General features: G+C 70.0%; 24 protein-coding genes. 16 read left to right on the forward strand and 8 right to left on the reverse strand.

The window, feature by feature from the left end; translation table 11 throughout:
- Nucleotides 1-34: 34 nt before the first annotated feature.
- The 9 genes from B9Y95_RS11040 (at nt 35) to B9Y95_RS11085 (ending at nt 9394) form a co-directional block, all read left to right on the forward strand.
- Nucleotides 35-1438 (forward strand): sensor histidine kinase, encoded by a 1404-nt coding sequence (locus tag B9Y95_RS11040; protein WP_085511918.1) that lies wholly within the window; start codon nt 35-37, stop codon nt 1436-1438.
- Entirely contained in the window at nt 1435-2142 is a 708-nt protein-coding gene (locus B9Y95_RS11045; protein ID WP_085511919.1) for a response regulator, read from the forward strand. The genes B9Y95_RS11040 and B9Y95_RS11045 overlap by 4 nt, the downstream gene beginning before the upstream one ends.
- Before the next feature lie 63 nt (nt 2143-2205).
- Nucleotides 2206-3210 (forward strand): aldo/keto reductase family protein, encoded by a 1005-nt coding sequence (locus tag B9Y95_RS11050; protein WP_085511920.1) that lies wholly within the window; start codon nt 2206-2208, stop codon nt 3208-3210.
- 187 nt (nt 3211-3397) lie between these two features.
- The gene (locus B9Y95_RS11055; RefSeq protein ID WP_085511921.1) at nt 3398-4282 is read left to right on the forward strand and encodes an ABC transporter ATP-binding protein; all 885 of its coding nucleotides are present in this window, start codon (nt 3398-3400) and stop codon (nt 4280-4282) included.
- The gene (locus tag B9Y95_RS11060) at nt 4279-5430 is read left to right on the forward strand and encodes an ABC transporter permease (RefSeq protein WP_234994084.1); all 1152 of its coding nucleotides are present in this window, start codon (nt 4279-4281) and stop codon (nt 5428-5430) included. The genes B9Y95_RS11055 and B9Y95_RS11060 overlap by 4 nt, the downstream gene beginning before the upstream one ends.
- The gene (locus B9Y95_RS11065) at nt 5427-5864 is read left to right on the forward strand and encodes a hypothetical protein (RefSeq protein ID WP_085511922.1); all 438 of its coding nucleotides are present in this window, start codon (nt 5427-5429) and stop codon (nt 5862-5864) included. The genes B9Y95_RS11060 and B9Y95_RS11065 overlap by 4 nt, the downstream gene beginning before the upstream one ends.
- A gap of 164 nt (nt 5865-6028) precedes the next feature.
- Nucleotides 6029-7138: a threonine aldolase family protein gene (locus B9Y95_RS11070; protein WP_175116455.1), complete on the forward strand. Its 1110-nt coding sequence runs from the start codon at nt 6029-6031 to the stop codon at nt 7136-7138.
- Between the two features lie 92 nt (nt 7139-7230).
- A complete protein-coding gene (thrC, locus tag B9Y95_RS11075; protein ID WP_085511923.1) occupies nt 7231-8676 on the forward strand; it encodes a threonine synthase in 1446 nt (481 codons plus the stop codon).
- A 373-nt stretch (nt 8677-9049) separates the two neighbouring features.
- On the forward strand, nt 9050-9394 hold the full coding sequence (locus tag B9Y95_RS11085) for a hypothetical protein (protein ID WP_143736442.1): 345 nt from the start codon (nt 9050-9052) through the stop codon (nt 9392-9394).
- Nucleotides 9395-9607: 213 nt separating this feature from the next.
- Here B9Y95_RS11085 and B9Y95_RS11090 read toward each other — a convergent pair whose 3' ends face one another.
- A complete protein-coding gene (locus B9Y95_RS11090) occupies nt 9608-10549 on the reverse strand; it encodes an NADP-dependent oxidoreductase (protein ID WP_085511926.1) in 942 nt (313 codons plus the stop codon).
- Nucleotides 10550-10724: 175 nt separating this feature from the next.
- On the opposite strand from B9Y95_RS11090, the gene acs reads away from it, so the two are divergent.
- Complete coding sequence (acs, locus tag B9Y95_RS11095; protein WP_085511927.1) at nt 10725-12821, forward strand: acetate--CoA ligase; 2097 nt, start codon at nt 10725-10727, stop codon at nt 12819-12821.
- Between the two features lie 80 nt (nt 12822-12901).
- The gene (locus B9Y95_RS11100; protein WP_085511928.1) at nt 12902-13483 is read left to right on the forward strand and encodes a nitroreductase family protein; all 582 of its coding nucleotides are present in this window, start codon (nt 12902-12904) and stop codon (nt 13481-13483) included.
- A 70-nt stretch (nt 13484-13553) separates the two neighbouring features.
- On the opposite strand, the gene B9Y95_RS20370 is transcribed toward B9Y95_RS11100, so the two are convergent.
- The 5 genes from B9Y95_RS20370 to B9Y95_RS11125 form a co-directional block, all read right to left on the reverse strand.
- The gene (locus B9Y95_RS20370) at nt 13554-13739 is read right to left on the reverse strand and encodes a hypothetical protein (protein WP_143736444.1); all 186 of its coding nucleotides are present in this window, start codon (nt 13737-13739) and stop codon (nt 13554-13556) included.
- Between the two features lie 361 nt (nt 13740-14100).
- Nucleotides 14101-14754: a DUF1345 domain-containing protein gene (locus B9Y95_RS11110; RefSeq protein WP_229940487.1), complete on the reverse strand. Its 654-nt coding sequence runs from the start codon at nt 14752-14754 to the stop codon at nt 14101-14103.
- Between the two features lie 60 nt (nt 14755-14814).
- Complete coding sequence (locus B9Y95_RS11115; protein WP_085511930.1) at nt 14815-15234, reverse strand: hypothetical protein; 420 nt, start codon at nt 15232-15234, stop codon at nt 14815-14817.
- A gap of 88 nt (nt 15235-15322) precedes the next feature.
- A complete protein-coding gene (locus B9Y95_RS11120) occupies nt 15323-16300 on the reverse strand; it encodes a PrsW family glutamic-type intramembrane protease (protein WP_085511931.1) in 978 nt (325 codons plus the stop codon).
- Nucleotides 16301-16553: 253 nt separating this feature from the next.
- Nucleotides 16554-18716, reverse strand: a complete 2163-nt coding sequence (locus B9Y95_RS11125; RefSeq protein WP_085511932.1) for an ATP-dependent Clp protease ATP-binding subunit — start codon at nt 18714-18716, stop codon at nt 16554-16556.
- 122 nt (nt 18717-18838) lie between these two features.
- On the opposite strand from B9Y95_RS11125, the gene B9Y95_RS11130 reads away from it, so the two are divergent.
- Genes B9Y95_RS11130 through B9Y95_RS11145 form a run of 4 tightly spaced genes read left to right on the forward strand, consistent with a single transcriptional unit; the run spans nt 18839 to nt 22709 of the window.
- Nucleotides 18839-19789, forward strand: a complete 951-nt coding sequence (locus B9Y95_RS11130; protein ID WP_085511933.1) for a siderophore-interacting protein — start codon at nt 18839-18841, stop codon at nt 19787-19789.
- Between the two features lie 4 nt (nt 19790-19793).
- The gene (locus B9Y95_RS11135) at nt 19794-20864 is read left to right on the forward strand and encodes an iron chelate uptake ABC transporter family permease subunit (protein WP_085511934.1); all 1071 of its coding nucleotides are present in this window, start codon (nt 19794-19796) and stop codon (nt 20862-20864) included.
- On the forward strand, nt 20861-21904 hold the full coding sequence (locus B9Y95_RS11140; RefSeq protein WP_085511935.1) for a FecCD family ABC transporter permease: 1044 nt from the start codon (nt 20861-20863) through the stop codon (nt 21902-21904). Before B9Y95_RS11135 ends, B9Y95_RS11140 begins: the two co-directional genes overlap by 4 nt.
- Nucleotide 21905: 1 nt before the next feature.
- Nucleotides 21906-22709 carry an ABC transporter ATP-binding protein gene (locus B9Y95_RS11145; RefSeq protein WP_085511936.1) on the forward strand — a complete coding sequence of 268 codons (804 nt, stop codon included), beginning with the start codon at nt 21906-21908 and terminating at the stop codon, nt 22707-22709.
- Between the two features lie 189 nt (nt 22710-22898).
- On the opposite strand, the gene B9Y95_RS11150 is transcribed toward B9Y95_RS11145, so the two are convergent.
- Together B9Y95_RS11150 and B9Y95_RS11160 are read right to left on the reverse strand one after the other, a co-directional pair.
- Complete coding sequence (locus B9Y95_RS11150; protein WP_143736446.1) at nt 22899-23729, reverse strand: hypothetical protein; 831 nt, start codon at nt 23727-23729, stop codon at nt 22899-22901.
- Between the two features lie 20 nt (nt 23730-23749).
- Entirely contained in the window at nt 23750-24157 is a 408-nt protein-coding gene (locus tag B9Y95_RS11160; protein ID WP_143736448.1) for a hypothetical protein, read from the reverse strand.
- A gap of 440 nt (nt 24158-24597) precedes the next feature.
- Between B9Y95_RS11160 and B9Y95_RS11165 the strand changes: the two genes are divergently transcribed.
- On the forward strand, nt 24598-25599 hold the full coding sequence (locus B9Y95_RS11165; RefSeq protein WP_200811393.1) for an ABC transporter substrate-binding protein: 1002 nt from the start codon (nt 24598-24600) through the stop codon (nt 25597-25599).
- Nucleotides 25600-25606 lie beyond the last annotated feature (7 nt).

Here is a 25606-nt window from a genome sequence, read left to right on the forward strand (position 1 = left end):
GTCCCCGGCGGGGCGTCGCGCTAGCGTGGACGGCATGAGCGAGCCCGCCGTCGACCAGCAGGAGGAACGCCCGGTCGACCCCTACGACGCCGAGTGGCGGCGTCCGGCCGCGACGCCGTCGGAACAGCGGTCCGACATCATCCTCGCCGTCGCCCTCGGCGTCGGCACCCTCCTCAGCCTCACGCTGTACACGATCGCCGGGTTCTACCCCGAGCCCGCACCGATGTGGGCGTCCGTCCTCTGGGCGATCGGCATCACCGCGCCGCTCGCGTTCCGTCGCCGCTTCCCGTGCTCCGTCTCGATCGTCGTCGCCGTGATGTTCATCGTGGGCGGCACGGTACTGGTGCCCGAGGTGCTGTTCACGAACATCGCGCTGTTCCTCGCGATCTACACGGTCGGGGCATGGGTTCCGAACCGACGTCGGGCCGTCCTCATCCGCGTGCTCATCATCGTCGCCATGTTCGTCTGGCTGCTCGTCTCCATGTTCATCCAGGCGACCGACCCCGACGCGTTGCCCAGTCTCTCCCGGGTGGGGCTCTTCTCGCCCCTCGTGGCGTTCATCCTCATCCAGATCCTGACGAACATCCTCTACTTCGGAGCCGCGTACTTCTTCGGCGAGCGCGTGTACCAGTCCTCCCGGGAGCGGGCGGCGCTCGAGCAGCGCACGGCCGAGCTCGAGGCGGAGCGCGCCCGGTCCGCCCGGCAGGCGGTCGCCCTCGAGCGGGTGCGGATCGCGCGCGAGCTGCACGACGTCGTCGCCCACCACGTCTCGGTGATGGGGGTCCAGGCCGGCGCCGCGCGCACCGTGCTCGATGCGAACCCGGCGGCCGCGCGGGACGCCCTCACGAACGTCGAACTCGGCGCACGGAGCGCGATCGAGGAGCTGCGCAAGATGCTCGGCACCCTCCGCGCGCACGGCGAACCGACCGACGAGGAGAGCAGCCCGTCGACCGTCGGCGTCAGCCAGCTGGGCCGGCTCGCCGACGAGTCGACGGCGAACGGACTGCCGACGAGGTTCGAACTCGTGGGCACACCGGTCCCGATCCCGGCCGTCGTGTCGTTCAACCTCTACCGGATCGCGCAGGAGGCGCTCACGAACGCCCGCAAGTACGGCGGTACCACGGCCACGGCCGAACTCAGGCTCCGCTATCTGGACGACGCGGTCGAGCTCGAGATCACGAACACGGGGACCGTCCCGACGGTGGCCCGCCGTGGTGGGCTCGGACTCATCGGGATGCGGGAGCGCGTGGCGTCGTCGGGCGGCGTCCTCGAGGTCGGGGCCCGCGCCCGCGGCGGCTTCCTCGTGCGGGCCGCCATCCCGCTCGGCAGACCGGGCGACCAGGCGATGGAGTCCGTCGCGGCGTCCATCGCCGACGCCCGCTTCGCCTCCTCCGCCGCAGCACGACCCCAGACCACCACGACGAAGGACCAGGCATGACCGAGCATTCCACCCGCATCCTCCTCGTCGACGACCAGGAGCTGCTGCGTGCCGGCTTCCGCATCATCCTGGGCTCGCAGCCCGGGATCGAGATCGTCGGTGAGGCGTCGGACGGCGCCGAGGCCGTCGCGCTGGCGACGACGCTCGCGCCGGACGTGATCTGCATGGACGTCCAGATGCCGGGCATGGACGGCCTCGAGGCCACCCGCCGGATCGTCGCGGATCCCGAGGTGCACGCCGCCGTCCTCATCCTCACCACCTTCGACCGCGACGACTACCTGGCAGAAGCGCTCCGGGCCGGTGCGAGCGGGTTCCTCCTGAAGAACTCCTCGCCGGAGGAACTCGTCGCCGCGGTCTCGGTGATCGCGGGCGGGGAGGCGCTCCTCTCGCCGGCGGTCACCCGCCGGGTCATCGAGGGGTTCACCAGGCAGGCCCCCGCCGTCGAGGACGCCGTGGAGGATCACGCCGTCCCGGCCGGGCCGACGACCGGCGCCGAATACGGGCAGCTGACGGAGCGCGAGCGTGAGGTCCTGCAGCTGGTCGCCCAGGGGCTGTCCAACCAGGAGATCGCGACCACGCTCTTCGTCGGCGAGGCGACCGTGAAGTCGCACGTGTCGAAGGTGCTGCAGAAGCTCGCCCTCCGCGATCGCATCCAGGCGGTCATCTACACCTACGAGCACGGGCTGGCGTCACCGCGCAGCTGAGGGTTCGCTCCGTCTCCGCGCAACCCCGTCGGTCGGTCGGATGCGAGGAGTAGCGTGACGTCCATGGAATTTCGATATCTCGGCAACAGCGGACTCAAGATCTCAGAGATCATCTTCGGCAACTGGCTGACCCACGCCTCGCAGGTGGAGAACGACGTCGCCACGGCGAGCGTTCGCGCCGCCCTCGACGCCGGCATCACCACCTTCGACACGGCCGACGCCTACGCGAACACGGCGGCTGAGCAGGTGCTCGGCGACGCCCTCAAGGACGAACGACGCGCGAGCCTGGAGATCTTCACGAAGGTCTACTGGCCCACCGGCCCGAAGGGGCACAACGACGTCGGGCTGTCGCGCAAGCACATCATGGAGTCGATCGACGGTTCGCTCACGCGTCTCGGTACCGACTACGTCGACCTGTACCAGGCCCACCGCTACGACAGCGAGACGCCCCTCGAGGAGACGATGCAGGCCTTCGCCGACGTCGTCCGGGCGGGCAAGGCGCTCTACATCGGCGTGAGCGAGTGGAACGCCGAGCAGCTGCGCGCCGGCCACGCCCTGTCCAAGGAGCTGGGCTTCCAGCTCATCTCGAACCAGCCGCAGTACTCGATGCTGTGGCGGGTCATCGAGGAGGAGGTCGTCCCGACCTCGCGCGAACTCGGCATCTCCCAGATCGTCTGGTCGCCGGTGGCGCAGGGCGTCCTCAGCGGCAAGTACCTGCCGGGCGCAGAGCTCCCGCAGGGCAGCCGGGCCACCGACGAGAAGGGCGGCGCCGACACCATCAAGCGCTTCCTCGACGACGAGGTGCTCACGGCCGTCCAGCAGCTGAAGCCCATCGCCGACGAGCTCGACCTCACCATGGCGCAGCTGGCGCTCGCCTGGGTGCTGCACAACGACAACATCGCCGGCGCGATCGTCGGTGCCTCGCGTCCCGAGCAGGTCACCGCGAACGCCGCCGCGGCCGGTGTGAAGCTCGACGACGCGATCATCGCCCGCATCGACGAGGCCATCGGCTCCGTCGCCGAGACCGACCCCTCGAAGACGGTCTCCCCGGAGTCCCGCCCCGCCTGATCCAGCGCTCGGCTGGTCCACGACGCCCGGTATCCCCCACTCGACGGAGAAGGGGACCGGGCGTCGTCGCGTCAACCCGTCCTGCGGCGGATGCCGTCGGCACACCACGCCGCGTAGCGTGATCGCCATACCGGGAGAACCCGACGCAGGACACTCGGTCCAGCACGCAGATCACAGGAGGCGGCCGATGCTCGAACTCAGCCACATCGACAAGTCGTACGGCGAGCGGAAGGTGCTCGACGACGTCAGCTTCCAGGTCGCCCCCGGCCGCATGACAGGGTTCGTCGGTGGGAACGGCGCCGGCAAGACGACGACGATGCGCATCCTGCTCGGTGTCCTCGCCGCGAACGCCGGAACCGTCACCCTCGACGGCACCCCGCTCACCCCGGAGGACCGCCGCCGGTTCGGCTACATGCCGGAGGAGCGCGGCCTCTACCCGAAGATGCGGGTCGAGGAACAGCTCGTCTACCTGGCCCGCCTCCACGGGTTCACGACCCACGCCGCCAAGCGCAACGCCGGCGAGCTGCTCGAGCGCCTCGGCCTCGGCGAGCGCCGGAACGACGCCCTCGAGAGCCTGTCGCTCGGCAACCAGCAGCGGGCGCAGATCGCCGCAGCGCTCGTCCACGACCCCGACGTCCTCGTCCTCGACGAGCCGTTCTCGGGCCTCGACCCGATGGCGGTCGACGTGGTCGTCGGGGTGCTCAGCGAGTTCGCCGCAGACGGATCCCCCGTCCTGTTCTCGAGCCACCAGCTCGACATCGTGGAGCGCCTCTGCGACGACCTCGTGATCATCGCCGGTGGCAGGATCCGCGCCTCCGGCTCGCGCGAGTCCCTCCGCGAAGCCCACGCCGGCAACCGCTACGAGCTGCTCACCGCGGCCGACACCGGCTGGCTGCGCGAGCGTCCGGGGATCTCCGTCGTCGACTTCGACGGTGGCTACGCCCTCTTCGACGCCGACGACGCCCAGGCGGCGCAGGCCGTGCTCCGTGAGGCGCTGACGCTGGGCGACGTCACGAGCTTCGCCCCCCTCCGACCCACTCTCGCCCAGATCTTCAAGGAGGTCATCCAGTGACCACGGCAACCGCGTCCCCGATCCAGCCCGCCGGTCGTCGTCGCTCCGGCCCGGCCTCCCCCAGCCTCGTGCAGAGCATCGGTCTCGTCGCCGAACGCGAGGTCAAGATGCGTCTGCGGAGCAAGACGTTCCTCATCTCGACGGGCATCCTGCTCCTCGTGATCCTCGCCGGCATCGTCGTCGGCGGGTTCCTCGCGAAGAACACGGCCTCAGAGACCACGAAGGTCGCGGTCGTGGGGAACGCGGGTGCGGGACTCGTCGACGGCAAGACCTTCGACGTGACCGAGGCGGCCGACGTCGCCGCCGCTGAGGCCCTGGTGAAGTCGGGTGATGTCGAGGCGGCGATCGCACCGGCCACCGACGACAACCCCACCGGCGTCCAGGTCATCTTCGACTCCGAGGCCTCCAACACGCTCATCATGCAACTGAGCGCGCAGCCGCAGGTCACCATCCTCGATCCCGACGCGGACGGCTCCGCGGGCTTCCTGCTCTACATCGTGTCGCTCGGGTTCGGTCTCGTGTTCTTCGTCTCCGCCACCACCTTCGGGGCGTCGATCGCGCAGAGCGTCGTCGAGGAGAAGCAGACCCGCGTCGTCGAGATCCTCATGTCCGCCATCCCCGTGAAGGCGCTCCTCGCGGGCAAGGTGCTCGGCAACAGCATCCTGGCGTTCGGGCAGATCCTGGCGATCGCGGCGCTGTCGGTGATCGGGCTGACGGTGACGGGCCAGACGGAGCTGCTGGCCGGCCTCGGGACCCCGGTCGTCTGGTTCGTGGTGTTCTTCGTGCTCGGCTTCATCCTGCTGGCCGCACTGTTCGCCGCTGCCGGTTCCCTGGTCTCGCGTCAAGAGGACATCGGTTCGACCACCACGCCGATTACGATGCTGATCATGATCCCGTACTTCGCCGTCATCTTCTTCAACGACAACCCGGTGGTGATGACGATCATGTCCTACGTGCCGTTCTCTGCAGCCGTAGGCATGCCCGTCCGTCTCTTCGTCGGCTCGGCGCAGTGGTGGGAGCCGATCCTGTCCCTGCTGATCCTCGCGGTCACTGCAGCGCTCGTCATCCTCGTCGGCTCGCGGATCTACGAGAACTCGCTGCTGAAAATGGGTGGCCGGGTCAAGCTCTCGGAAGCGCTCAAGGCATGAGCGGGCTCGGCGGGATCGACGAGGTCTTCAACCCCGGTGCCTTCGAGGCCAAGCAGTTCCTCGATGCCGAGCAGCGCCTCCCCGCGCCGGCCCCGCTCGCGGGCGATCCGGCGGGCGACATCTACGGCGACGAGCCCATCGTCCTCGACCTCGTGGACGAGGATGAGGAGGACCAGGACGCCCGTCTGACGCCCGAGCAGGCCGCCGCGCTGTCGGCCGAACAGCCGGCTCAGCCCTTCGCCGAGGACGAGCAGCAGGCCGCCGCCGCCTCCTCGATCGCCGTGCACGCGCTCGCCTACGAGCACGCGCTCGCGCAGGAGACTCCGGACGCGGAGCCGGAGCCCGGTGCCCACGCCGACGTCGACGCCGCGATCGACGCCGTGCCCGAGGAGGTCGTCCCCTCCTCCGACGGCCCGCGTCACGCCGCCGACTGACCCCGTCTGTCAGTCCCCTAACTCAGGAAGGTCCCGGCGTGTCGCGGCGTGTCGGCCGCGCGCACCGGCCGCCACGCCGGGACACTCCTGAGTTAGGGGAGACCGACGACACCAGGTCGACCACGCAGGAAGTCGGCCTGCGATGCACGGAAGCTGCGTGCGGCATGCGCGAGGATGGATCAGTGACCGACTCTCTGCATGACACCAGCATCCGCGGCTTCGCCTCCGACAACTACTCCGGCGTCCACCCCGAGATCCTCGACGCCCTCGCGGCGGCCAACGGTGGCCACCAGATCGCGTACGGCGAGGACGACTACACCCGTCGGCTGCACGAGGTCTTCGCCGATCACTTCGGCCGCGACGTCGCCGTGTTCCCCGTGTTCAACGGCACCGGCGCGAACGTCGTCGGTCTGCAGTCCATGCTCCCGCGCTGGGGTGCCGTCATCTCGGCGTCGACCGCGCACATCAACTCCGACGAGGGCGGCGCGCCGGAGCGGGTCGGTGGCATCAAGCTCCTGACGGTCGACGCCCCCGACGGCAAGCTCACGCCCGACCTCATCGACCGCGAGGCGTGGGGCTGGGGCGACGAGCACCGTGCACAGCCGCTCGTCGTCTCGATCACGCAGACCACCGAACTCGGCACCCTGTACACGCCCGAGGAGATCCGTGCGATCGCCGACCACGCGCACGGTCACGGCATGAAACTGCACCTCGACGGCGCCCGCATCGCCAACGCCGCCGCAGCCCTCGGCGTCCCACTGCGCGCGTTCACCGCCGATGCCGGTGTCGACGTGCTCTCCTTCGGTGGGACGAAGAACGGACTCATGTTCGGCGAGGCCATCGTCGTCCTCGAACCGTCGGCGTCGGAGGGCCTCGTCTACCTGCGGAAGCTCAACATGCAGCTGGCGTCGAAGATGCGCTTCGGTGCGGCGCAACTCATCGCCCTGCTCGAGCCGGCGGCCGACGGTGGCGACGGGCTCTGGCTCCGCTCCGCGACCCACGCGAACGCGATGGCCGCGCGCCTCCGCACCTCCCTCGAGGCCCTCATCGCCGCCGGGGAGGCACCGGGCCTCGGCTTCAGCCAGCCGACCCAGGCCAACGCGGTGTTCGCGACCCTGCCCGCGGGTGTCCCCGACCGCCTGCGTGAACGCTTCCGCTTCTACGACTGGGACGCCGCGAAGGGCGAGGTCCGCTGGATGTGCTCGTTCGACACCACGGAGGACGACATCGACGCGTTCGTCGCCGCGATCCGCGAGGAACTCGCCCGCGCGTAGCGGCCGGTCACGATGACGGCGGGTCTCCGCGCGTCGACCCCCGATATGGCAAGGTTGGAGATCGGGCTTCCAACCGGATGAGAGAGACGGTCATGCACTATCAGTCGACGCGGGGCCACGATCTGCCCCAGCACTTCTCGGACATCCTCCTCGGCGGGCTCGCCCCGGACGGCGGACTGTACCTCCCGGCCGAGTACCCGCAGCTGACCGCTGAGGAGCTCGAGTCGTGGCGCGAGCTGTCCTACGCCGACCTCGCGTTCGCCGTGCTGTCGAAGTTCGCCGACGACATCCCCGCCGCCGACCTCCAGGACATCACCCGTCGCACCTACACCGGCGAGGTGTACTCGAACGGCCGCGCCGGCGACGACGCCTCGCTCATCACCCCGCTGCGCACCCTCGGCGAGGAGGGCGGCACCGAGCTGCAGCTCCTCGGCCTCTCGAACGGCCCGACGCTCGCCTTCAAGGACATGGCGATGCAGCTGCTCGGCAACCTCTTCGAGTACACGCTCGCGAAGAGCGGCGACGAGCTCAACATCCTCGGCGCGACCTCCGGCGACACCGGGAGCGCGGCCGAGCACGCCATGCGCGGCAAGACCGGCATCCGGGTCATCATGCTGAGCCCGCACGGCCGCATGAGCAGTTTCCAGCGCGCGCAGATGTTCAGCCTCCAGGACGACAACATCGTGAACCTCGCCGTCGAGGGCAACTTCGACGACTGCCAGGACATCGTGAAGGCCGTCTCGAAGGACGCTCCGTTCAAGGCGCTCCACGCCGTCGGTACGGTCAACTCGATCAACTGGGCCCGCGTCGTCGCGCAGGTCGTGTACTACGTGCACGGCTGGCTGCTCGCGACCGACGGTCCGGGCCAGAAGGTGTCGTTCTCGGTGCCGTCCGGCAACTTCGGCAACGTCTGCGCTGGGCACATCGCCCGCTCCATGGGGCTCCCGATCGACCAGCTCGTCGTCGCGACGAACGAGAACGACGTCCTCGACGAGTTCTTCCGCACGGGCGTGTACCGCCCGCGCTCGGCGGCCGAGACGCACCACACCTCGAGCCCGAGCATGGACATCTCGAAGGCGTCGAACTTCGAGCGCTTCCTCTACGACCTCGTCGGCCAGGACGCGACACGGCTCGGTGAGCTGTTCCGGTCCCTCGACGAGGAGGGCGGGTTCGACCTCTCCGGGACGCCCGAGTTCGAGCGGATCAGCGAGTTCGGCTTCGTCTCCGGTCGCAGCACCCACGCCGACCGCGTCGCCACCATCCGCGACGTCCACGAGCGCTACGGCGTCACGATCGACCCGCACACCGCCGACGGCGTCACGGTCGCCCGTCGCCACCTGCGCGAGGGCGTCCCGATGCTCGTGCTCGAGACCGCGCTGCCGGCGAAGTTCGCCGAGATCGTCCGCGAGGCGCTCGGCGAGGAGCCGGAGCGTCCCGAGGCGTTCGAGGGCATCGAGGGGCTCGAGCAGCGCTTCGAGATCGTGCCGGCCGACGTCGACCGCATCAAGGCGATCATCGCGCAGCACACCGGCCGCTGACCCTCCCCGGTCCCCGAGCCTGCCCCGGTCCCTGGTCCTGCCCCGGTCCCCGAGCCTGCCCCGGTCCCTGAGCCTGCCCCGGTCCCTGAGTCTGCCCCGGCCCCTGAGCCTGCCCCGGCCCCTGAGCCTGCCCGGTCCCTGGTCCTGCCCCGGTCCCTGAGCCTGCCCGGGCCCTGAGCATGCCCCGATCCCTGAGCCTGCCCCGATCCCTGGTCCTGTCCCGGTCCCTGAGCCTGCCCCGGTCCCTGAGCTTGTCGAAGGGCACCGCGCTGTCGACACCGCGTCCGGTCCGGCGGGGAGCGCGGAGGATAGGCGTCCGGCGTCCCTGAGCCAAGCCCCCGCGACGTCTCGGCGTCCGGCCTACGCTGCCGTCATGAGCCATCCCTTGGATCCAGCAGCAGCAGACGCCCAACGCGACGCCCTTGCCCACGGCGGCCCGGGTGCCCAGGCACACGTGCCGGGTGAGGACCAGACCGACAGCTCGGTCGGCGGTGTCGTGCCCGACGGCGGTGCGGTCGACCGCTCCGCCGACGACGCGGCCCCCGGCGACGGCGGCCTGAGCAACGCCGGCGACGGCGTCGGTGGTGACGACGTCGTCGGCGATGCGGGTCTCGACGACGACGCGGACACCGAGGACGCCGTCGAGGACCTCGACGACCAGGACGACCTCGCGGACCGCGCTCCCGTCGGCGACAGCTTCGGCGAGGGCCCGGAGTAGCGCTCCGGTCCCTGAGCGAAGGGCGCTCCCGCTCAAGTCACTCCGGTCCCTGAGCCTGTCGAAGGGCACCCTGTCGAAGGGCACCCAGTCGACGCCTCGTCCTGACCCCGGTCCCTGAGCCTGTCGAAGGGCACTCCCACCCGAGTCACTCCCGGTCCCGCTCTGACCCCCGGTCCCGTCCACACTCCGATCCCTGAGCCTGTCGAAGGGCGCTCAGGGGACGAGGATGAGCTTCCCGCTCGGGTGACCCGACTCGCTCTCGCGGTGCGCCTCGGCGGCCTCGGCGAGAGGCCGGACGGTGCCGAGCTCGAAGCTGAAGCGCCCCTCTTCGACGAGGGACGCGACCGCCGGGATCGCCTCCGCCCGCCAAGCCTGCTCCTGCGCCGTGAGCGGGAGCGGGTTGCCGCCGGACCACGCCTGGATCCCGAGGTCGGCCGCCTTCGCGCCGACGACGATCGTGCCGATGTGCTGCCGGTCCTCGACCAGCTCGAACGAGGCCTCGAGCGCCTCGTCGGTGCCGACGGCGTCGAGCACCCGGTCGACGCCCTGCGGGGCGGCCTCGCGCACGCGCTCGACGAGCCCGGGACCGTAGGTGACGGGCATCGCCCCGAGTTCCCGCAGGCGTGCGTGGTTCCCCTCGCTCGCGGTGGCGACGACGGTCGCTCCCCAGGCCACGGCGAACTGTACGGCGGCGTGCCCCACCGAGCCCGATCCACCATGGATCAGGAGGGTCGTCCCCTCGGTCACGCCGAGCGAGCGCAGCGCCTGGTAGGCCGTGCTCACGGGGATACCGATCGCCGCTGCCTCCTCGAAGGAGATGGCCGCCGGTTTGCGGATGATCTGGTCGGGCGTGACGACCACGTGGGTCGCGTACGTCCCGGAGGCGTTGACGACGACGACCTCATCGCCGATCGACCAGCCCTCGACCCCGGCGCCGACCTCGACGACGACCCCGGCGCCGTCGCTTCCGACGCGTCGGGTGCCCTGCAGCTCGCCGCCGCGGACACCGCTGCGGAGCTTCCAGTCGATCGGGTTCACGCCCGCGGCGCGCACCTCGACGACGAGTTCGCCGCGGCCCGCCTGAGGCGTCGGCACCTCGACGAGTTCGAGGACGTCGGCCGAGCCGAGCTCCTGGTACTGGATGACGGTCGCCATGTCGTTCCCTTCTCGAGACGCGCCGTGCGCGCTCCTGATCGACGTCCGCCGCGCATCGCGGCGGCCCTTCGAGGCTACTCCCGACACTCCTCCACAGCCCCTCGGAACGTCCGGACCATGACGCCGCATGACCCACGGATGGCACCGGCACCGGCCTCCCGCGTAGCGTTGCAGCATGCCTCCCACTGATGGATCGACGTCCGCAGCGCCCGCCGCCACCATCGCGAACCTCCTCGCCGAAACCCGCAGCTACGCCCCGCCGGCCGAACTCGCCCAGAAAGCGAACGTCGGCCCGGAGGAGTGGGCTCGCGCGGCCGCCGACCCCGTGGCGTTCTGGGAGGAGCAGGCCCGACGCCTCGACTGGGTCACCCCGTGGGAGACGGCGCACACCTGGGACCCGGCTCGGCCGGTCGAAGGGTCCGACCCATCGGACCCCGAGCCCGAACTCACCGTCCCCGCCGCCACCTGGTTCGCCGGGGGAAGGCTCAATGTGGCGGTCAACTGCGTCGACCGGCACGTCGACGCCGGACGAGGCGACAGGGTGGCCCTCCACTTCGAGGGAGAGCCGGGCGACCGCCGCTCCATCACGTACGCCGAGTTGCAGCGCGAGGTCGCGAAGGCGGCCAACGCCCTGACGGCACTCGGCATCGGCCAGGGCGACCGCGTCGTCATCTACCTGCCGGTCATCCCCGAGACGGTCATCGCCACCCTCGCCGTCGCCCGTATCGGCGCCATCCACTCCCTCGTGTTCGGTGGGTTCTCGGCCGAGGCGCTGCGCTTCCGAGTGGAGGACACCGAGGCGAAGCTGCTCATCACCACCGACGGCCAGTACCGCCGGGGCACCGCCGTGCCGGTCAAGCAGAACGCCGACGCCGCCGTCGACGGCGTGCCGTCCGTCGAGCACGTGCTCGTCGTCGCACGCACGGGCGATGAGACGCCGAACGTGCCGTGGACCCCCGGTCGGGACGTCTGGTGGCACGACACCGTGGGTGTCGCCGCGGACACCCACGAGGCCGAGGCGTTCGATGCGGAGAACCCGCTCTTCATCATCTACACGAGCGGCACCACCGGGAAGCCCAAGGGACTCGTCCACACCTCAGGCGGGTATCTCACGCAGGCGTCCTGGACCCACTGGGCGATCTTCGACGCCAAAGACGACGACGTCCACTGGTGCACCGCCGACCTCGCCTGGGTCACCGCGCACACCTATGAGATCTACGGTCCGCTCTCGAACGGGCTCACCCAGGTGATCTACGAGGGCACGCCGAACACCCCGCACCAGGCGCGGCACTTCGAGATCATCGAGCGCTACGGCGTGACGACGTACTACACGGCGCCCACGCTCATCCGGACCCTCATGACGTGGTTCCCCGAGGGGCCGCCCGCCGAGTACGACCTCTCGAGTCTCCGGCTCCTCGGCACCGTCGGCGAGGCGATCAACCCCGAGGCCTGGATGTGGTTCCGCGAGCGCATCGGGCGAGGCGAGACCCCGGTCGTCGACACCTGGTGGCAGTCGGAGACGGGGTCGGCCGTCATCGCGCCGCTCCCCGGCGCGACCACGATCAAGCCGGGTTCCGGCAGTCGCGCACTCCCCGGCCTGGAGGCGCTGGTCGTCGACGAGGAGGGTGAGACGGTGCCGTACGGATCCGGCGGCTATCTGGTCGTCAGCCGCTTCGGACCGTCGCTCGCGCGCACGGTCTGGGGCAACCCGGAGCGCTACCGCGACTCGTACTGGGCGAAGTACTGGAAGCAGGGCTACTTCTTCTCCGGCGACGGCGCGAAGTGGGACGAGGACGGCGACATCTGGGTCCTCGGGCGCGTCGACGACGTCATCAACGTCTCGGGCCACCGCCTGTCGACCATCGAGATCGAGTCGGCCCTCGTGTCGCATCCCCACGTGGGCGAGGCCGGCGTGGTCGGCGTGCACGACCCGATCACGGGGAGCGCGATCGCCGCGTTCGTCATCCCGTCCTCGCGATCCCACGGGCCCGAGGCCGACGGCGAGGCGTACTGGTTGGAGCGCTCCGCGGCACTCCGCGAGGCACTGCGCTCCCACGTGGCGAATGAGATCGGCCCGATCGCGAAGCCCCGCGACGTCTTCGTGGTCCCAGACCTCCCGAAGACCCGCTCGGGGAAGATCATGCGGCGTCTGCTCGGCGACATCGTCGACCAGCGGCCCCTCGGCGACACGACGTCGCTGCAGGACGAGGCGGCCCCGCACCGGATCGCCGAGATCGTCACCGCTGCACGGACCCCTCGAGCCCGGGAATAGCGCCCTGATCGATGCAGTTGCATCCATCGTCAACGGCGACGCAACCTCTGTCCACTTCCCTTGTTTCGCTTGGAGACCGTATGTCCATCGTCACCCGTACCGCCCAGACCGACGCCCCGATCCTCGATGTCCTCGCCGACCGCTGGAGCCCCCGCGCTTTCGTGAGTGAGCCTGTCGCCGAATCCAAGATGGCCTCGGCCCTCGAAGCCGCGCGTTGGTCGCCGAGCGCCAACAACGTGCAGCCCTGGCGGTTCATCGTCGGCACCAAGGGCACCGCCACGTTCGACACGATCGCTGAGCAGCTGGTGGCCTTCAACCGCGGTTGGGCAGCGCAGGCCGGCGCGCTCATCGTCGCCGTCGCCGAGACCCTCGACGACGAGGGCAACGAGCGCCCCTGGGCCATCTACGACCTCGGCCAGGCGATGGCGCACCTGAGCATCCAGGCCCACAGCGACGGTCTCTTCGCACACCAGATGGCCGGCTTCTCCGCCGACGGCATCCGGGAGGCGTTCTCGCTGCCGGACGGCCTCGTGCCCTTCACCGTCACCGCGCTCGGCGAACTCGGCGACCCCGAGCTGCTGCCCGAGGGCATGCTCCGCGACCGCGAGACCGCTCCGCGTGAGCGTCGTCCCATCGCCGACCTCGTGATCGTCCAGGAGTAGTCCGCTCGGTTCCTGCACCACCACGCTGCGCAGTCCGGTCCGCCGGGCTGCGCAGTCGTCGTTCGCGGGCTCACCCGTCATCGCTCGGACGAGGCCGGTGACGACGCAGTCCAATGGCCGACACGATGAACAACGCAGTCAAGGCCGCTTCCACGCATGATCGCGAGATGAGTTCTCCAGTCGCGCCCCAGTGGGCCCCGTAGACGATCATGCTGACCGTCGCGAGACCGGCGAGCAGGGCAGCGAGAGCGCTCATCGAAGCTCGTTCCGTCAGACGCCACCAATCGCGCGACGTGTTCGGCTCCGTTGCACCGCGTGACAGGCGGGCTATCGCCCATACGCCGACCCCTTGGAACACCGCGACCATGGAGCCGCCGTCCGTCGTTCCGAACTGGACTGGCGCAGCCAGCAGACCAACGACGAGGCACACTCGCATCAACCGCGAGCGTATCCTCAGATGCTCGATCCTCTTGCACATATGAAATATTTGAGTATACCTTGACCCGCCGCCGACGACTCGATCGGTCAAGGACAAGCGGCGGTCGAGTAGTCCACCCCGCCCCAGGCAACGCAAGCGGACATCCAACCGCCCGTCGAAGGGCGTGTCCGTCGCGCCGCTACAGCCCCGCGACGAGGTTGATGACGGTCGCCAGGATCACGGAGCCGAAGAGGTACGACAGCAGGGTGTGCTTCAGCACGGTGCGGCGCAGCTCGCTGGACCGCAGCGTCGTGTCGGAGACCTGGTAGGTCATACCGAGGTCGAACGAGAGGTAGGCGAAGTCGCTGTACTGCGGCGCCTCCTCCTGGTTGAAGTCGATGCCGCCCTCCGGCGCCGCGAAGTACATGCGCGCGTACCGCAGCGTGTAGATCGTGTGGATGAGCGCCCAGGAGAGCGCCACGCTCACGACCGCGAAGCCGGCGAGCACGCCCTGCTCGACCCCGGAGGACGCCCTCGCCTGCAGGATGACGACGCTCAGGGCCACGAGGCTCCCGACACTCGCGAGCACGATGAGCACCTCACTCGTCGTTCGCCCGGGCTCCTCCGAGGTCGCGTGTTCGCGCGTCCGCTCCGGGCCCATCCGCCAGATGCGGATCCAGAGGGAACCCACGAAGACCACGCACGTGGTCCCCCAACCGGCGAGGATCGCACCCGCCCAGAACCAGTTCAGGCCGACGATCACGCCCACGGCGACACCGACGAGGGCGGAGACGGTCAACCGGAGCTTCGCGCCGTGCCGCACCATGATCGTTCCGGACGTCGATGAGCTCACGAGCTGATCGTGGCACCGTCCGCGGAGGGCGTGACGCAGGCTCGCGGCCGACGCCGCACCTCACACCGCTTCGACGAACAACTCCTCCAACTCGGCGAAGACCCCGACGGCAAGCCGTTCGAACTGCTCGGCGCTCAGCCGGATCGTCTCGCCCGGGACGAGGCCGGTGAACGACGTCCTCTCGGCGTACTGGAGGACGGTCCCCACGGTGAACACCCGGTCGCGGTCGAGGATCGACGCGACGATGAGTTCGAGCTCGTTGAGGGCCCCGGGACCTTTCCCGAGCACGGAGCGCACCCGGTGGACGAACGGCCGGTCGAGCACGAGGGTGAGGCCGGTGAAGAACTCGGGGTCGACCACGGCCAGTGCTGCGGGGTCCGCTCCGGCCTCAGCCAGCGTCTCGCGTCCGGCGACGAGGGCGGCGATCATCGTCTTCGCCTGGTCGACCTCTCGCTGTTCGAAGGTCTTGCGTCCCAGCATGGGTGTCTCCTCGGCGTCGCGGATCAGGTGCGCTTCACGCTACTCCCCAGCATGCCCGGATCACAGCAGGCCTCGCGCCGTGCGATGGTCAGGCTTGCTTCCGCTCGCGACGCGGGACGTGGAGCGACACGACGCCGGCCTCACGGTTGATGTGACGGACCCGCGCCCGCCAGATGAGTGCGAACGCGACGACGAGCACGACCATGGCCGGCACCACGAGCGCTTTGAGCACCGGCATGCTCGGGAACAGCAGCCCCCAGAGCACGGTGTTGCCGTCCCACAGGCCGTGCATGACCGCGACGAGCAGGTAGGTGAGGAGGACGCCCACGGTGATCCGGAACCGGCCGTTGCGTGCAGCCGCGAACACGGCCGCGGCGAACAGTGCCGTCCACAGTGGGTGTCCGACCGGGTCGAAGACGGTCCGGGCGAACGCGGCCCCGGCCGCTTGGAACGCCGGGTGCGAGAGGATGGTCTCGAGTGGTGGCGAACCGGCGGCCAGCTTCTGCGAGGCCTCGACCCCGTCCGCCCACCCTTGCCCGATGTACCAGAGGTTCTCGAGGACCGCGAAGCCGATCCCGACTGCGCCGCCGACGAAGAGCCCGCCCCGGGCGGTCTTCACCGGCAGCCGCCACGCCACGATCACGACGGCGATGACCTTCGCCAGCTCCTCGGCGACCCCGGCGAAGAACAGCCCGATGTCGTGCGGGTTCTCGCCTGCATCGGTCGCGGCGACGCCGATGAGGGAGTCGAAGGTGCTGCCGAGTGTTATAGCGATGAAGCCTCCGACCAGGACCGCCCAGAGGAGCGTCGCCGTCGTGACGCCGTCGCCCGACTGGAGACGTCGGGCCATGATGAGCAGCAGGGTGGACGCGGCCAGCCCTGAGCCGAGCAGGATCCACGCGGGGATCACCGCCGGGTTGCCGAGGAGGACGTGCGGCACCAGCAGCAGGAACAGCCAGAGCGCCACGCCGCCGAAGAAGAACCAGGTCGGCGTGTGGCGACGTCGCCAGATCGGGTTCGCCGGTTGGACCACCTCGGGAGCCGTGCTCGGGGCTGCGTGCGACATCGGGTCCTCTCGGCTGGGCCGACAGGTGCCGGTCCGGTTCAGCTCGGACCGTCCGGGCCCGATGCGAGGATCACGCTAGTGCGGGACGACTGTCGCGCACTAGGGGGTTCCTCCCCCGTTCGGGGGGCACTGCCAGCGCGGTGCTGTCGCGCGAGCGCGGGGCATACGCGTGAGCGCGCCCCTCCAGAGGGGCGCGCTCACGTCGGTGGGTCGCGCTCGGGTCAGCGCACCGCGCTGGCCCCAAGCAACCGGGCTAGGCCGGGACCACCGCTCGCTCGACCGTGAGGCCGTCGCCGTCGCTCGCGAGCCCGACGTGGACGGTGTCGCCGTCGCGGATCGAGCCGTCGAGGATCGCCCGCGCGAGGCGGTCGTCGATCTCCCGCTGCATGAGTCGACGCAGCGGACGCGCGCCGTACATGGGGTCGTATCCGCGCTCCGCGAGCCACGCACGGGCGTCGGGCGTGACGGCGAGGTGCAGCCGACGCTCGCCCAGTCGACGCTGCAGGCGGTCGATGTACAGCTCGACGATCTGGCCGAGCTCCGCCTCGCTGAGCGGCTGGAACACGACGATGTCGTCGAGACGGTTGATGAACTCCGGCTTGAACGCCTGGCGCACGAGCTGCTGGACCGCCTCCTCCTTCTGCTCGAGGGAGAGCGACGCGTCCATGAGGTACTGCGAGCCGAGGTTGGAGGTCAGCACGAGGATGACGTTCCGGAAGTCGACCGTGCGCCCCTGTCCGTCGGTCAGGCGGCCGTCGTCGAGCACCTGCAGGAGGATGTCGAACACCTCGGGGTGCGCCTTCTCGACCTCGTCGAGCAGCACGACGGAGTACGGACGTCGACGAACGGCCTCGGTGAGCTGGCCGCCCTGCTCGTAGCCGACGTACCCCGGAGGCGCGCCCACGAGCCGGGAGACCGAGTGCTTCTCGCCGTACTCGGACATGTCGATGCGGACCATGGCCTTCTCGTCGTCGAAGAGGAACTCCGCGAGCGCCTTCGCCAGCTCGGTCTTGCCGACGCCGGTGGGGCCGAGGAACATGAACGAACCGGTCGGGCGGTCGGGGTCGGAGATGCCGGCCCGGGTGCGCCGGACGGCGTCGGACACGGCGGCGACCGCACGGTGCTGCCCGATGAGTCGTCGGGACAGCTCCTGCTCGAGGTGCAGCAGTTTCTCCGTCTCGCCCTGCAACAGGCGACCGACGGGGATGCCGGTCCACGCGGCGATGACGGCTGCGATGTCCTCGGAGGTCACCTGGTCGTTGACCATCCGGGGTTCGCCGTCGGTGTCCTGCTCGGCTGACTCCGCGAGCGCGAGTTCGCGTTCGAGCTGCGGGATGTCGGCGTAGAGCAGCTTGGACGCCTGTTCGAGCTTGCCCTCGCGCTGGGCCCGTTCGGCCTTGCTCCGGGCGGCGTCGAGCTGCTTCTTGAGGTCGCCGACCCGGTTGAGGCTCGCGCGTTCACGCTCCCAGCGCGCCTGGAGTTCGCCGAGCGCGGCCTGGCGGGTCGCGAGGTCCTCCCGGAGGCGGGCGAGGCGCTCCTTGGAGGCGTCGTCCTTCTCCTTCTTGAGGGCGAGCTCCTCGAGCTTCAGGCGATCGACGCTGCGTCGGAGCTCGTCGATCTCGACGGGGGCCGAGTCGATCTCCATGCGCAGTCGGCTGGCCGCCTCGTCGATGAGGTCGATCGCCTTGTCCGGCAGTTGCCTCGACGTGATGTAGCGGTTGGACAGGGCAGCCGCCGCGACGAGCGCGTTGTCGGCGATGGCCACCTTGTGGTGCGCCTCGTACCGCTCCTTGAGGCCACGGAGGATGGCGACGGTGTCCTCGACACTCGGCTCCCCGACGAACACCTGCTGGAAGCGACGCTCCATGGCGGCGTCCTTCTCGATGAACTCGCGGTACTCGTCGAGCGTGGTCGCGCCGATGAGCCGCAGTTCTCCACGCGCGAGCATGGGCTTCAGCATGTTGGCCGCCGCGACGGACCCCTCGCCGCCACCGGCACCCATGAGGACGTGGAGCTCGTCGATGAAGGTGATGATCTGTCCGTCGGACTCGTCGATCTCCTTGAGCACCGCCTTGAGGCGTTCCTCGAACTGCCCGCGGTACATGGCGCCGGCCACGAGCGCTGAGAGGTCGAGGGAGATGAGCTGCTTGCCCTTGAGGCTCTCGGCGACGTCTCCCGCGACGATGCGCTGGGCGAGGCCTTCGACGACGGCGGTCTTGCCGACGCCGGGCTCGCCGATGAGGACGGGGTTGTTCTTGGTGCGTCGCGTGAGCACCTGGCTCACGCGACGGATCTCGGCGTCGCGGCCGATGACCGGATCGAGCTTGCCGGAGGCGGCGATCTCGGTCAGGTTGACGCCGTACTGCTCGAGCGCGCTGCGCTGATCCTCTTGCTGAGGCGTCTGGCCTGCTGGCATGGGTACGGTCTCCTGTTCAAAACTTGAGTGAATCTGACTCAAGTTTACCACCGCCACTCCGTGCCGACAAGGCGCGATCGGCAGGTGACCTCCAGCGCATCGAAGGGTAGGCTTACCTATCGATGCCTCGCCTCAGTGAACAGACCCCCGACTCGATCTTCATCCTCCTCGCAGCCGTCGTCCGGCGCATCGAGCAGGTGAGCCCGAGCTATCGGCGGTTCACGTTCACGGGCCCCGAGGTCCAGCACATCGCAGACAACCGTCACGACCAGCGCATCAAGCTGCTCTTCCCGCTGCCCGACACCGGCTTCGACGAGCTGCCGATGCACGACGACTGGTACCAGGCGTGGCGACTGCTGCCCAACGACAAGCGTCACCCGATGCGCACCTACACGATCCGCGAGGTCCGGCCAGAGCTCGCCGAGTTCGACGTCGACATCGCGCTGCACGGCCGCGTCGGCCCCGCGTCCACCTGGGCGATGGACGCGAAGGTCGGCGACGAGCTCGTCGTCAACGTCCCGAACGCCCGGTCGGCCGTCCCGGCCGGCGGCATCGACTGGCACGCGCCGGCCACCGTCGACCAGGTGCTCCTCGCCGGCGACGAGACGGCCCTGCCCGGGATCGCCGGGATCCTCGAGCGCCTGCCGAGCACCGCGCGCGGGATCGCCGTCGTCGAGCTGCCGCACGAGGACGACATCGCCGCCCTGTCCACGAAGCCCGACGGGGTCGAGGTCGTCGTCCTCTCCCGCGGCGACCAGCCCGTGGGCACCCTGCTCATCCCCGAGGTCGAGCGCATCGCGAGCCGTCTCGCGCCGAGCGTCGACACCGCCACGATCGCCACGCAGCCGGCACTCGAGGACGTCGACGTCGACACCGAGCTGCTCTGGGAAGCGCCGGTCAACGCGACCGGAGGCCCCGTCCTCGAGAGCGCACCGCTCTACGCGTGGCTCGCCGGAGAGGCGTCGGCCATCAAGACGCTCCGTCGGCACCTCGTCTCCGGGTGCGGCGTCGACCGCAAGTCGGTCGCGTTCATGGGCTACTGGCGACACGGCAAGGCCGAAGACAACCGATGAGCCGGTGAGCGCCGACCTCGACAGCCTGCGGCTCCCGACCGCGGCCGCCCGCGCACGAGAGGCGTCGACCGGCATCGCCCGATCGACCGCCTCGCGCTGGCTGCTGCTCGTCGCCGCGCTCGTCGTGCTCGCCGCCATCGCAGCGGGCAGCCTCTTCATCGGCTCGGGGACGATCAGTGCCGCAGAGGTCTGGCGCGCCCTCTCGCAGGGCGGCGACGACACCAACGCGATCCTCATCACCGGGTTCCGGGTGCCGCGCATGCTCCTGGCCATCGGCGTCGGTGCGGCGCTCGGCCTCGCCGGAGCGATGATGCAGGCCGTCACGCGGAACCCGCTCGCCGACCCCGGCATCCTCGGCGTCAACGCCGGGGCGTACATCGCGGTCGTGCTCGCCGTCGCCATCGCTGGCACCGCCGACCTGAGCTCCTACGTGTGGTGGTCCTTCGCCGGCGCGGGCCTCGCGTCCGTCATCGTGTACGTGATCGGCTCCCGGGGCCGCGCCGGGGCGACCCCGGTCCGCCTCGTCCTCGCCGGCGTCGCGCTCTCCGCCGCGCTCCAGGGAGTGACCTTCGCCATCACGATCCGCAACCCCGACATCTTCGACAAGATCCGCTTCTGGCAGGCCGGCTCGCTGCAGAACCGCCAGATGGACGTGTTCCTCGGGGTGCTGCCGTTCCTCATCGTCGGGGTCGTCCTCGCCCTCGTCGTCTCCCGGTCACTCAACGCCGTGGCCCTCGGAGACGACCTCGCGACCTCCCTCGGCACGAAGGTGCTCCGGACGCGGGTGCTCTCGGTCGTCGCGATCACCCTGTTGTGCGGTTCGGCCACCGCGGCGGCAGGACCGATCGCCTTCCTCGGACTCATGTCGCCCTACCTCGCCCGCGCCATCGTCGGGCCGGATCAACGCTGGGTGCTCCCGTTCACGATGGTGTTCGCGCCGATCATCTTCCTGCTGTCCGACCTCGTCGGGCGGGTGGCCGTCCCCGGCGAGATGCCGGTCGGGATCGTCACGGCGTTCGTGGGTGCCCCGCTCCTCATCGTGCTCATCCGCCGTTCGAAGGCGCAGGGGCTGTGACCGCCGTCGCCGAACCGGGCCGGCGCACAGTGCGGGTCGGTCGGGTCAGCTGGGTGGTCCACCGGCGTGAGCTGGTCGTCGTCGGCGCCCTGGTCGCCGTCGTCGTGGGGGTCGGCGCCTTCGCGCTCACGCAGGGCGAGTACCGCATCCCGCTCGACAAACTGCTCGCCGCGTTCACCGGCACGGGCTCGGAGAGCGTCCTCCGCATCGTGTTGGAGTGGCGCCTGCCGCGGGTCGTGATCGCCGTCGTCGGTGGGATCGCACTCGGGCTCTCCGGCGCGATCTTCCAGTCGATCACGCGGAACCCGCTCGGCAGCCCCGACATCATCGGGTTCAACTCCGGCGCGTTCACCGGCGCGCTCATCGTCACCCTCGTCGTCGGCGGGAACTACGCGGCGACGGTGTCCGGTGCGTTGATCGGCGGGCTCGCGACTGCCCTCGTCGTCTACCTCCTCGCGTGGTCTCGGGGCGTCCAGGGGTTCCGGCTCATCGTGATCGGCATCGCGATCAGCGCCGTCCTCAACGCGTTCAACGACTACCTGCAGCTGCGGGCGGACCTCAACGCCGCCATCGCGGCCGCCAGCTGGGGCATGGGTTCGCTCGCCGACCTCGGATGGCAGGACGTCGTGCCCGTGACGATCGCGGTCGCGGTCCTCGTCCCCCTCCTCGCGCTCCTGTCCCGCCGACTCCGCATGCTGGAGTTCGGCGACGACATCGCGAGCGCCCTCGGCATCCCGGTCGAGCGCACGCGGCTGCTGCTGCTCGTGATCGGCGTCGCCCTCACCGCGACCGTCACCGCGGTCGCCGGCCCGATCATCTTCGTCGCCCTCGCCGCACCCCAACTCGCCCGGCGACTGACGAAGTCCGCCGGCATCACCCTCGTCCCCTCGGCCGCCATGGGCGCGGCGTTGCTCCTCGTGAGCGACGTCGTGGCCCAGCGGATCATCGCCCCGGCCGCCCTGCCGGTCGGTGCGGTGACCGTGACCCTCGGTGGCATCTACCTCATCGCCCTGCTCATCACGCAGGCGGGAAAGCACTGACATGAAGATCGACAGCCCCACCACCAGACTCGCCGGAACCGCCCTTCGCGTCGGCTACGACCAGCGGACCATCATCCACGAACTGGACATCGCGATCCCCGACGACTCGTTCACGGTCATCGTCGGCCCGAACGCCTGCGGCAAGTCGACGCTCCTGCGTGCCCTCGCCCGACTGCTGAAGCCGACCCAGGGACAGGTCGTGCTCGACGGGCAGGAGATCACCCGGTACCCGTCGAAGGAGGTCGCGAAGCGCATCGGGCTGCTGCCGCAGACGTCGATCGCGCCGGACGGCATCTCGGTCATCGACCTCGTGTCGCGTGGCCGGTACCCGCACCAGTCGATCCTCCGACGCTGGTCGGCGGCCGATGAGGCGGCGGTGCTCGCGGCGATGGAGGCGACGAACGTCACGGAGCTGTCCGGTCGCCTCGTCGACGAACTGTCCGGCGGCCAGCGCCAGCGGGTGTGGGTGGCGATGGCCCTCGCCCAGGAGACGCCGTTGCTGCTGCTCGACGAGCCGACGACCTTCCTCGACATCACGCATCAGGTGGAGCTACTCGACCTCTTCACCCGGCTCAACCAGGAGGGTGGCCGCACCCTCGTCGCGGTCCTGCACGACCTCAACCAGGCGGCGCGGTACGCGACGCACCTGATCGCGATGCGCGACGGACACGTGGTCGCGCAGGGTGCGCCGGCGGACATCGTGACGGCCGAACTCGTCGAGGAGGTCTTCGGGCTCCGCTGCCGGATCATCGACGACCCCGAGTCGCACACGCCGCTCGTCATCCCGCTGATGGGCGCGCACTGACCCGTGGTGGCGACCGGTGTCAGCGCGGTGCGCTGGCGCGAGCGCGGGTTTGTGGGCGGCGCCGGCGCGGTGCGCTGACGTGAGCGCGGGTTTGTGGGTGTGAGCGCGCCCCGGTGATGTGAGCGCGGGTCTCCGGAGGGGTGCGCTCACGCGGGTGGGGCGCGCTCACGGGGTGAGCGCGCCTCGGTGTCAGCACCCGATGGCGGGTTTACCGGGGCGGCAGGGTTTGTCGACGCCGACGGTCGAGTTGCGGACGATCTGGACCGTGTGGGGTTCTTCGGTCGGGATCGACAGGGTGCCGACGACGGGAAGCCACCCGGTGTCGCCGATGCGGTACTCGGCGGCGTACTCGACCTCGGCGGTGATGGTCCTCGCTCCGACCGTCGTGTAGCGGTGGCTGGTCGGGGTCTTGGAGAACTCGGCCAGTCCGAGGGCAGCCCACGAGGATCCACCGGTCCGGGTCGTGGTCGTGTCACCGTCGCCGTAGTCGAAGGTGAAGCCGACGGGGATGAAGTTCACCTCCGCGACCTGGCCCAACAGGGTGCCGGTGCGGGTGTGGCCGGAAGCGGCGGCGATGACGTTGGTGTGGAGCCCGCGGACACCCCAGGCGACGGGTTCGGTGGTGACGGTCGGGGCGGCGGGTGCGAAGCTGGCGACGTCGCGGATCGTGACGGGCTGTGCGGCAGGTGCTGCTCCGAGGTCGGTGCCGAGATCGCCGGGCGTGAAGGTGTAGCACTCGTCCGGCCGCATGAGGCTGCAGACCGTCCGCTCACCGTTGGGCCCGTCGGTCACACCGGGCGGCAACTCGGCCGAACCGCCCCCTTCGCCGCCTCCGCCTGTGCCGCCGCCGGAACCAGCGCCAGTGCCAGGGCGTTCGACGCTGCCCCCGATGTCGACCGAGCCGTTGCCGATACAAGCGCCGATGGAATGGTCCAAGTCCGAGCACTGCGCAGCGACCGCCGCAGTCCCCGGGCCGAGTGAGAGGACCAGGCCGAGGACCAGCGCCCAGGCGGTAAGCACCGTCGGACGGTGAGATTCGTTCAGTTGCATTGGTCCTTCTCCTTCTGCTTGGAACTCACGAAGAGCGATCGATCTGCTTCTCGATACGCGATGGCGACTGCCCAGAGCGACTGGGTCGCGCGATCGGCTGGCACGACAGACGCCCCGGCGCTATCGAGCACCTGGACACTGGAGATATCGACACAGACGTCTGCACGGGCCACGATCTGGAGGGAGTCCGGGTGTGGCAGCCAGAGGTCGAGGACGACCGATTGGACCGACGGCGTGCCGGTGACGGCGTACCCCAGCTCTGCCGATCGGCGGTACCCGTCGATCTCCACCTGAGCGACGTCGTCTGATGCCAGCGTCGAGATCCGTTCCGGGTTCGCTCCACCCTCGGCGAGGATCTGGAACGAGAGCTCCTGGAAACGCTGATACGTCTCGGTCACCGCCGCAAGCGCCTCCTCCTCGTTCTCGAAGACCGGCGGCGAACTCTGCGGAGGCGGCGCGGGTTCAGGTCCGGTGCACGCGGTGAGGGCGAGCAATCCCGCCGTGAGAACGATCGTGGAGACAGAGCGAAAGCGCGAGGTCCGTGGCATTCCTCGACGCTAAGCGCGCCCAGACTCCCGCCCAGGGTTATCCACAGAGCAGATATGCCTACACGGACATATGTCGCACAACTGGCCCGCGCGACAGCGCGGCGCGCTGGCGTGAGCGCACCCCAGGGGACGTGAGCGCGGGTCTCCGGAGGGCCGCGCTCGCGTCAGTGCCCCGCGCTCACGTCAGCGCACCGCGCTGGCCGAAGCACAAGCGTTACCGGGACGTGACTTGGGAAGCTTAGGCTTACCTCATACCCCACGTCTTCAACGGAAAGCAGAACATGCGCCGCATGCCCCGCACCCTCACCGCCGTCGCCGCCCTCGCGGTCGCCGGCCTCGCCCTCGCCGGCTGCACCGCCGGGTCCTCCACCGATGACGCCTCCACCGGCACGCTCGGCACCGTCGACACGATGTTCGGCGAGGTGACCGTCCCGGAGCCCGCCGGCGACCTCACCGTCGTCGCCCTCGGCTGGTCCGACGCGGAGATGGCACTCTCCCTCGGCGTGGTGCCCGTCGGCGTGTACGACTGGCAGTCCTTCGGCGCCGACAACAAGGCCGTCGGCCCATGGGCCACCGACCTGTTCGGCGACGTGACCCCCGAGATCATCGACGACAGCGGCGACACGGTCAACTACGAGCAGATCCAGGCGCTCGAACCCGACCTCATCCTCAACACCCGCTCCGCCGGCGACGAGAAGCAGTACGAGCGACTCTCCGAGATCGCCCCGACCGTCTTCGCACCCAAGGGGACCGCCGCGTTCGCGACCCCGTGGGACGTCCAGCTCGAGCAGGTCGCCGCCGCGCTCGGGAAGCCCCAGGAGGGCGACGCGCTCGTCTCCGCCACGAAGCAGTCGATCAACGAGGCCGCCGACCTCCACCAGGAGTTCGCCGGGCTCACCACCGTCGCCGCGACGAAGTTCGGCGACGCCTACGGCGCCTACCTCGAGGGTGACGGTCGCTTCGACATCCTCGCCGACCTCGGCTTCCAGCAGAACCCGGCCGTCCTCGACCTCGAGGCCTCGGGCTTCTACGCGGCGGTCTCCGCCGAGCAGGTGTCCGCGTTCGACGCCGACGTCGCCGTCCTCCTCCCGATCGGGTTCAGTGCAGCGGACACCACCGCCGACCCGCTCCTCGCGAGCCTCCCCGTGGTGCAGGACGGTCGCGCGATCGTCCTCGACCCCGCCGACGAGCTCACGCAGGCCTACAGCGCGGCGTCCGTGCTCAGCATCCCCGTCGTCCTCGAGCAGCTCGTCCCGAAGCTCGCCGAGGCCGCCGCCAAGGTCGCGAAGTAGGGTCCAG

Source organism: Plantibacter flavus (assembly GCF_900177615.1).
GTDB lineage: Bacteria > Actinomycetota > Actinomycetes > Actinomycetales > Microbacteriaceae > Plantibacter > Plantibacter flavus.

Bases quoted from the DNA above. Each gene is read 5' to 3' on its own strand.
- B9Y95_RS11085 (WP_143736442.1), top strand. From the start codon at position 9,050: ATGAGCCATCCCTTGGATCCAGCAGCAGCAGACGCCCAACGCGACGCC.
- B9Y95_RS11120 (WP_085511931.1), bottom strand. From the start codon at position 16,300: ATGTCGCACGCAGCCCCGAGCACGGCTCCCGAGGTGGTCCAACCGGCG.
- B9Y95_RS11145 (WP_085511936.1), top strand. From the start codon at position 21,906: ATGAAGATCGACAGCCCCACCACCAGACTCGCCGGAACCGCCCTTCGC.
- B9Y95_RS11065 (WP_085511922.1), top strand. From the start codon at position 5,427: ATGAGCGGGCTCGGCGGGATCGACGAGGTCTTCAACCCCGGTGCCTTC.
- acs (WP_085511927.1), top strand. From the start codon at position 10,725: ATGCCTCCCACTGATGGATCGACGTCCGCAGCGCCCGCCGCCACCATC.
- B9Y95_RS11070 (WP_175116455.1), top strand. From the start codon at position 6,029: ATGCGCGAGGATGGATCAGTGACCGACTCTCTGCATGACACCAGCATC.
- thrC (WP_085511923.1), top strand. From the start codon at position 7,231: ATGCACTATCAGTCGACGCGGGGCCACGATCTGCCCCAGCACTTCTCG.
- B9Y95_RS11055 (WP_085511921.1), top strand. From the start codon at position 3,398: ATGCTCGAACTCAGCCACATCGACAAGTCGTACGGCGAGCGGAAGGTG.
- B9Y95_RS11040 (WP_085511918.1), top strand. From the start codon at position 35: ATGAGCGAGCCCGCCGTCGACCAGCAGGAGGAACGCCCGGTCGACCCC.
- B9Y95_RS11125 (WP_085511932.1), bottom strand. From the start codon at position 18,716: ATGCCAGCAGGCCAGACGCCTCAGCAAGAGGATCAGCGCAGCGCGCTC.
- B9Y95_RS11115 (WP_085511930.1), bottom strand. From the start codon at position 15,234: ATGCTGGGACGCAAGACCTTCGAACAGCGAGAGGTCGACCAGGCGAAG.
- B9Y95_RS11100 (WP_085511928.1), top strand. From the start codon at position 12,902: ATGTCCATCGTCACCCGTACCGCCCAGACCGACGCCCCGATCCTCGAT.
- B9Y95_RS11130 (WP_085511933.1), top strand. From the start codon at position 18,839: ATGCCTCGCCTCAGTGAACAGACCCCCGACTCGATCTTCATCCTCCTC.
- B9Y95_RS11165 (WP_200811393.1), top strand. From the start codon at position 24,598: ATGCCCCGCACCCTCACCGCCGTCGCCGCCCTCGCGGTCGCCGGCCTC.
- B9Y95_RS11050 (WP_085511920.1), top strand. From the start codon at position 2,206: ATGGAATTTCGATATCTCGGCAACAGCGGACTCAAGATCTCAGAGATC.
- B9Y95_RS20370 (WP_143736444.1), bottom strand. From the start codon at position 13,739: ATGAGCGCTCTCGCTGCCCTGCTCGCCGGTCTCGCGACGGTCAGCATG.
- B9Y95_RS11045 (WP_085511919.1), top strand. From the start codon at position 1,435: ATGACCGAGCATTCCACCCGCATCCTCCTCGTCGACGACCAGGAGCTG.
- B9Y95_RS11090 (WP_085511926.1), bottom strand. From the start codon at position 10,549: ATGGCGACCGTCATCCAGTACCAGGAGCTCGGCTCGGCCGACGTCCTC.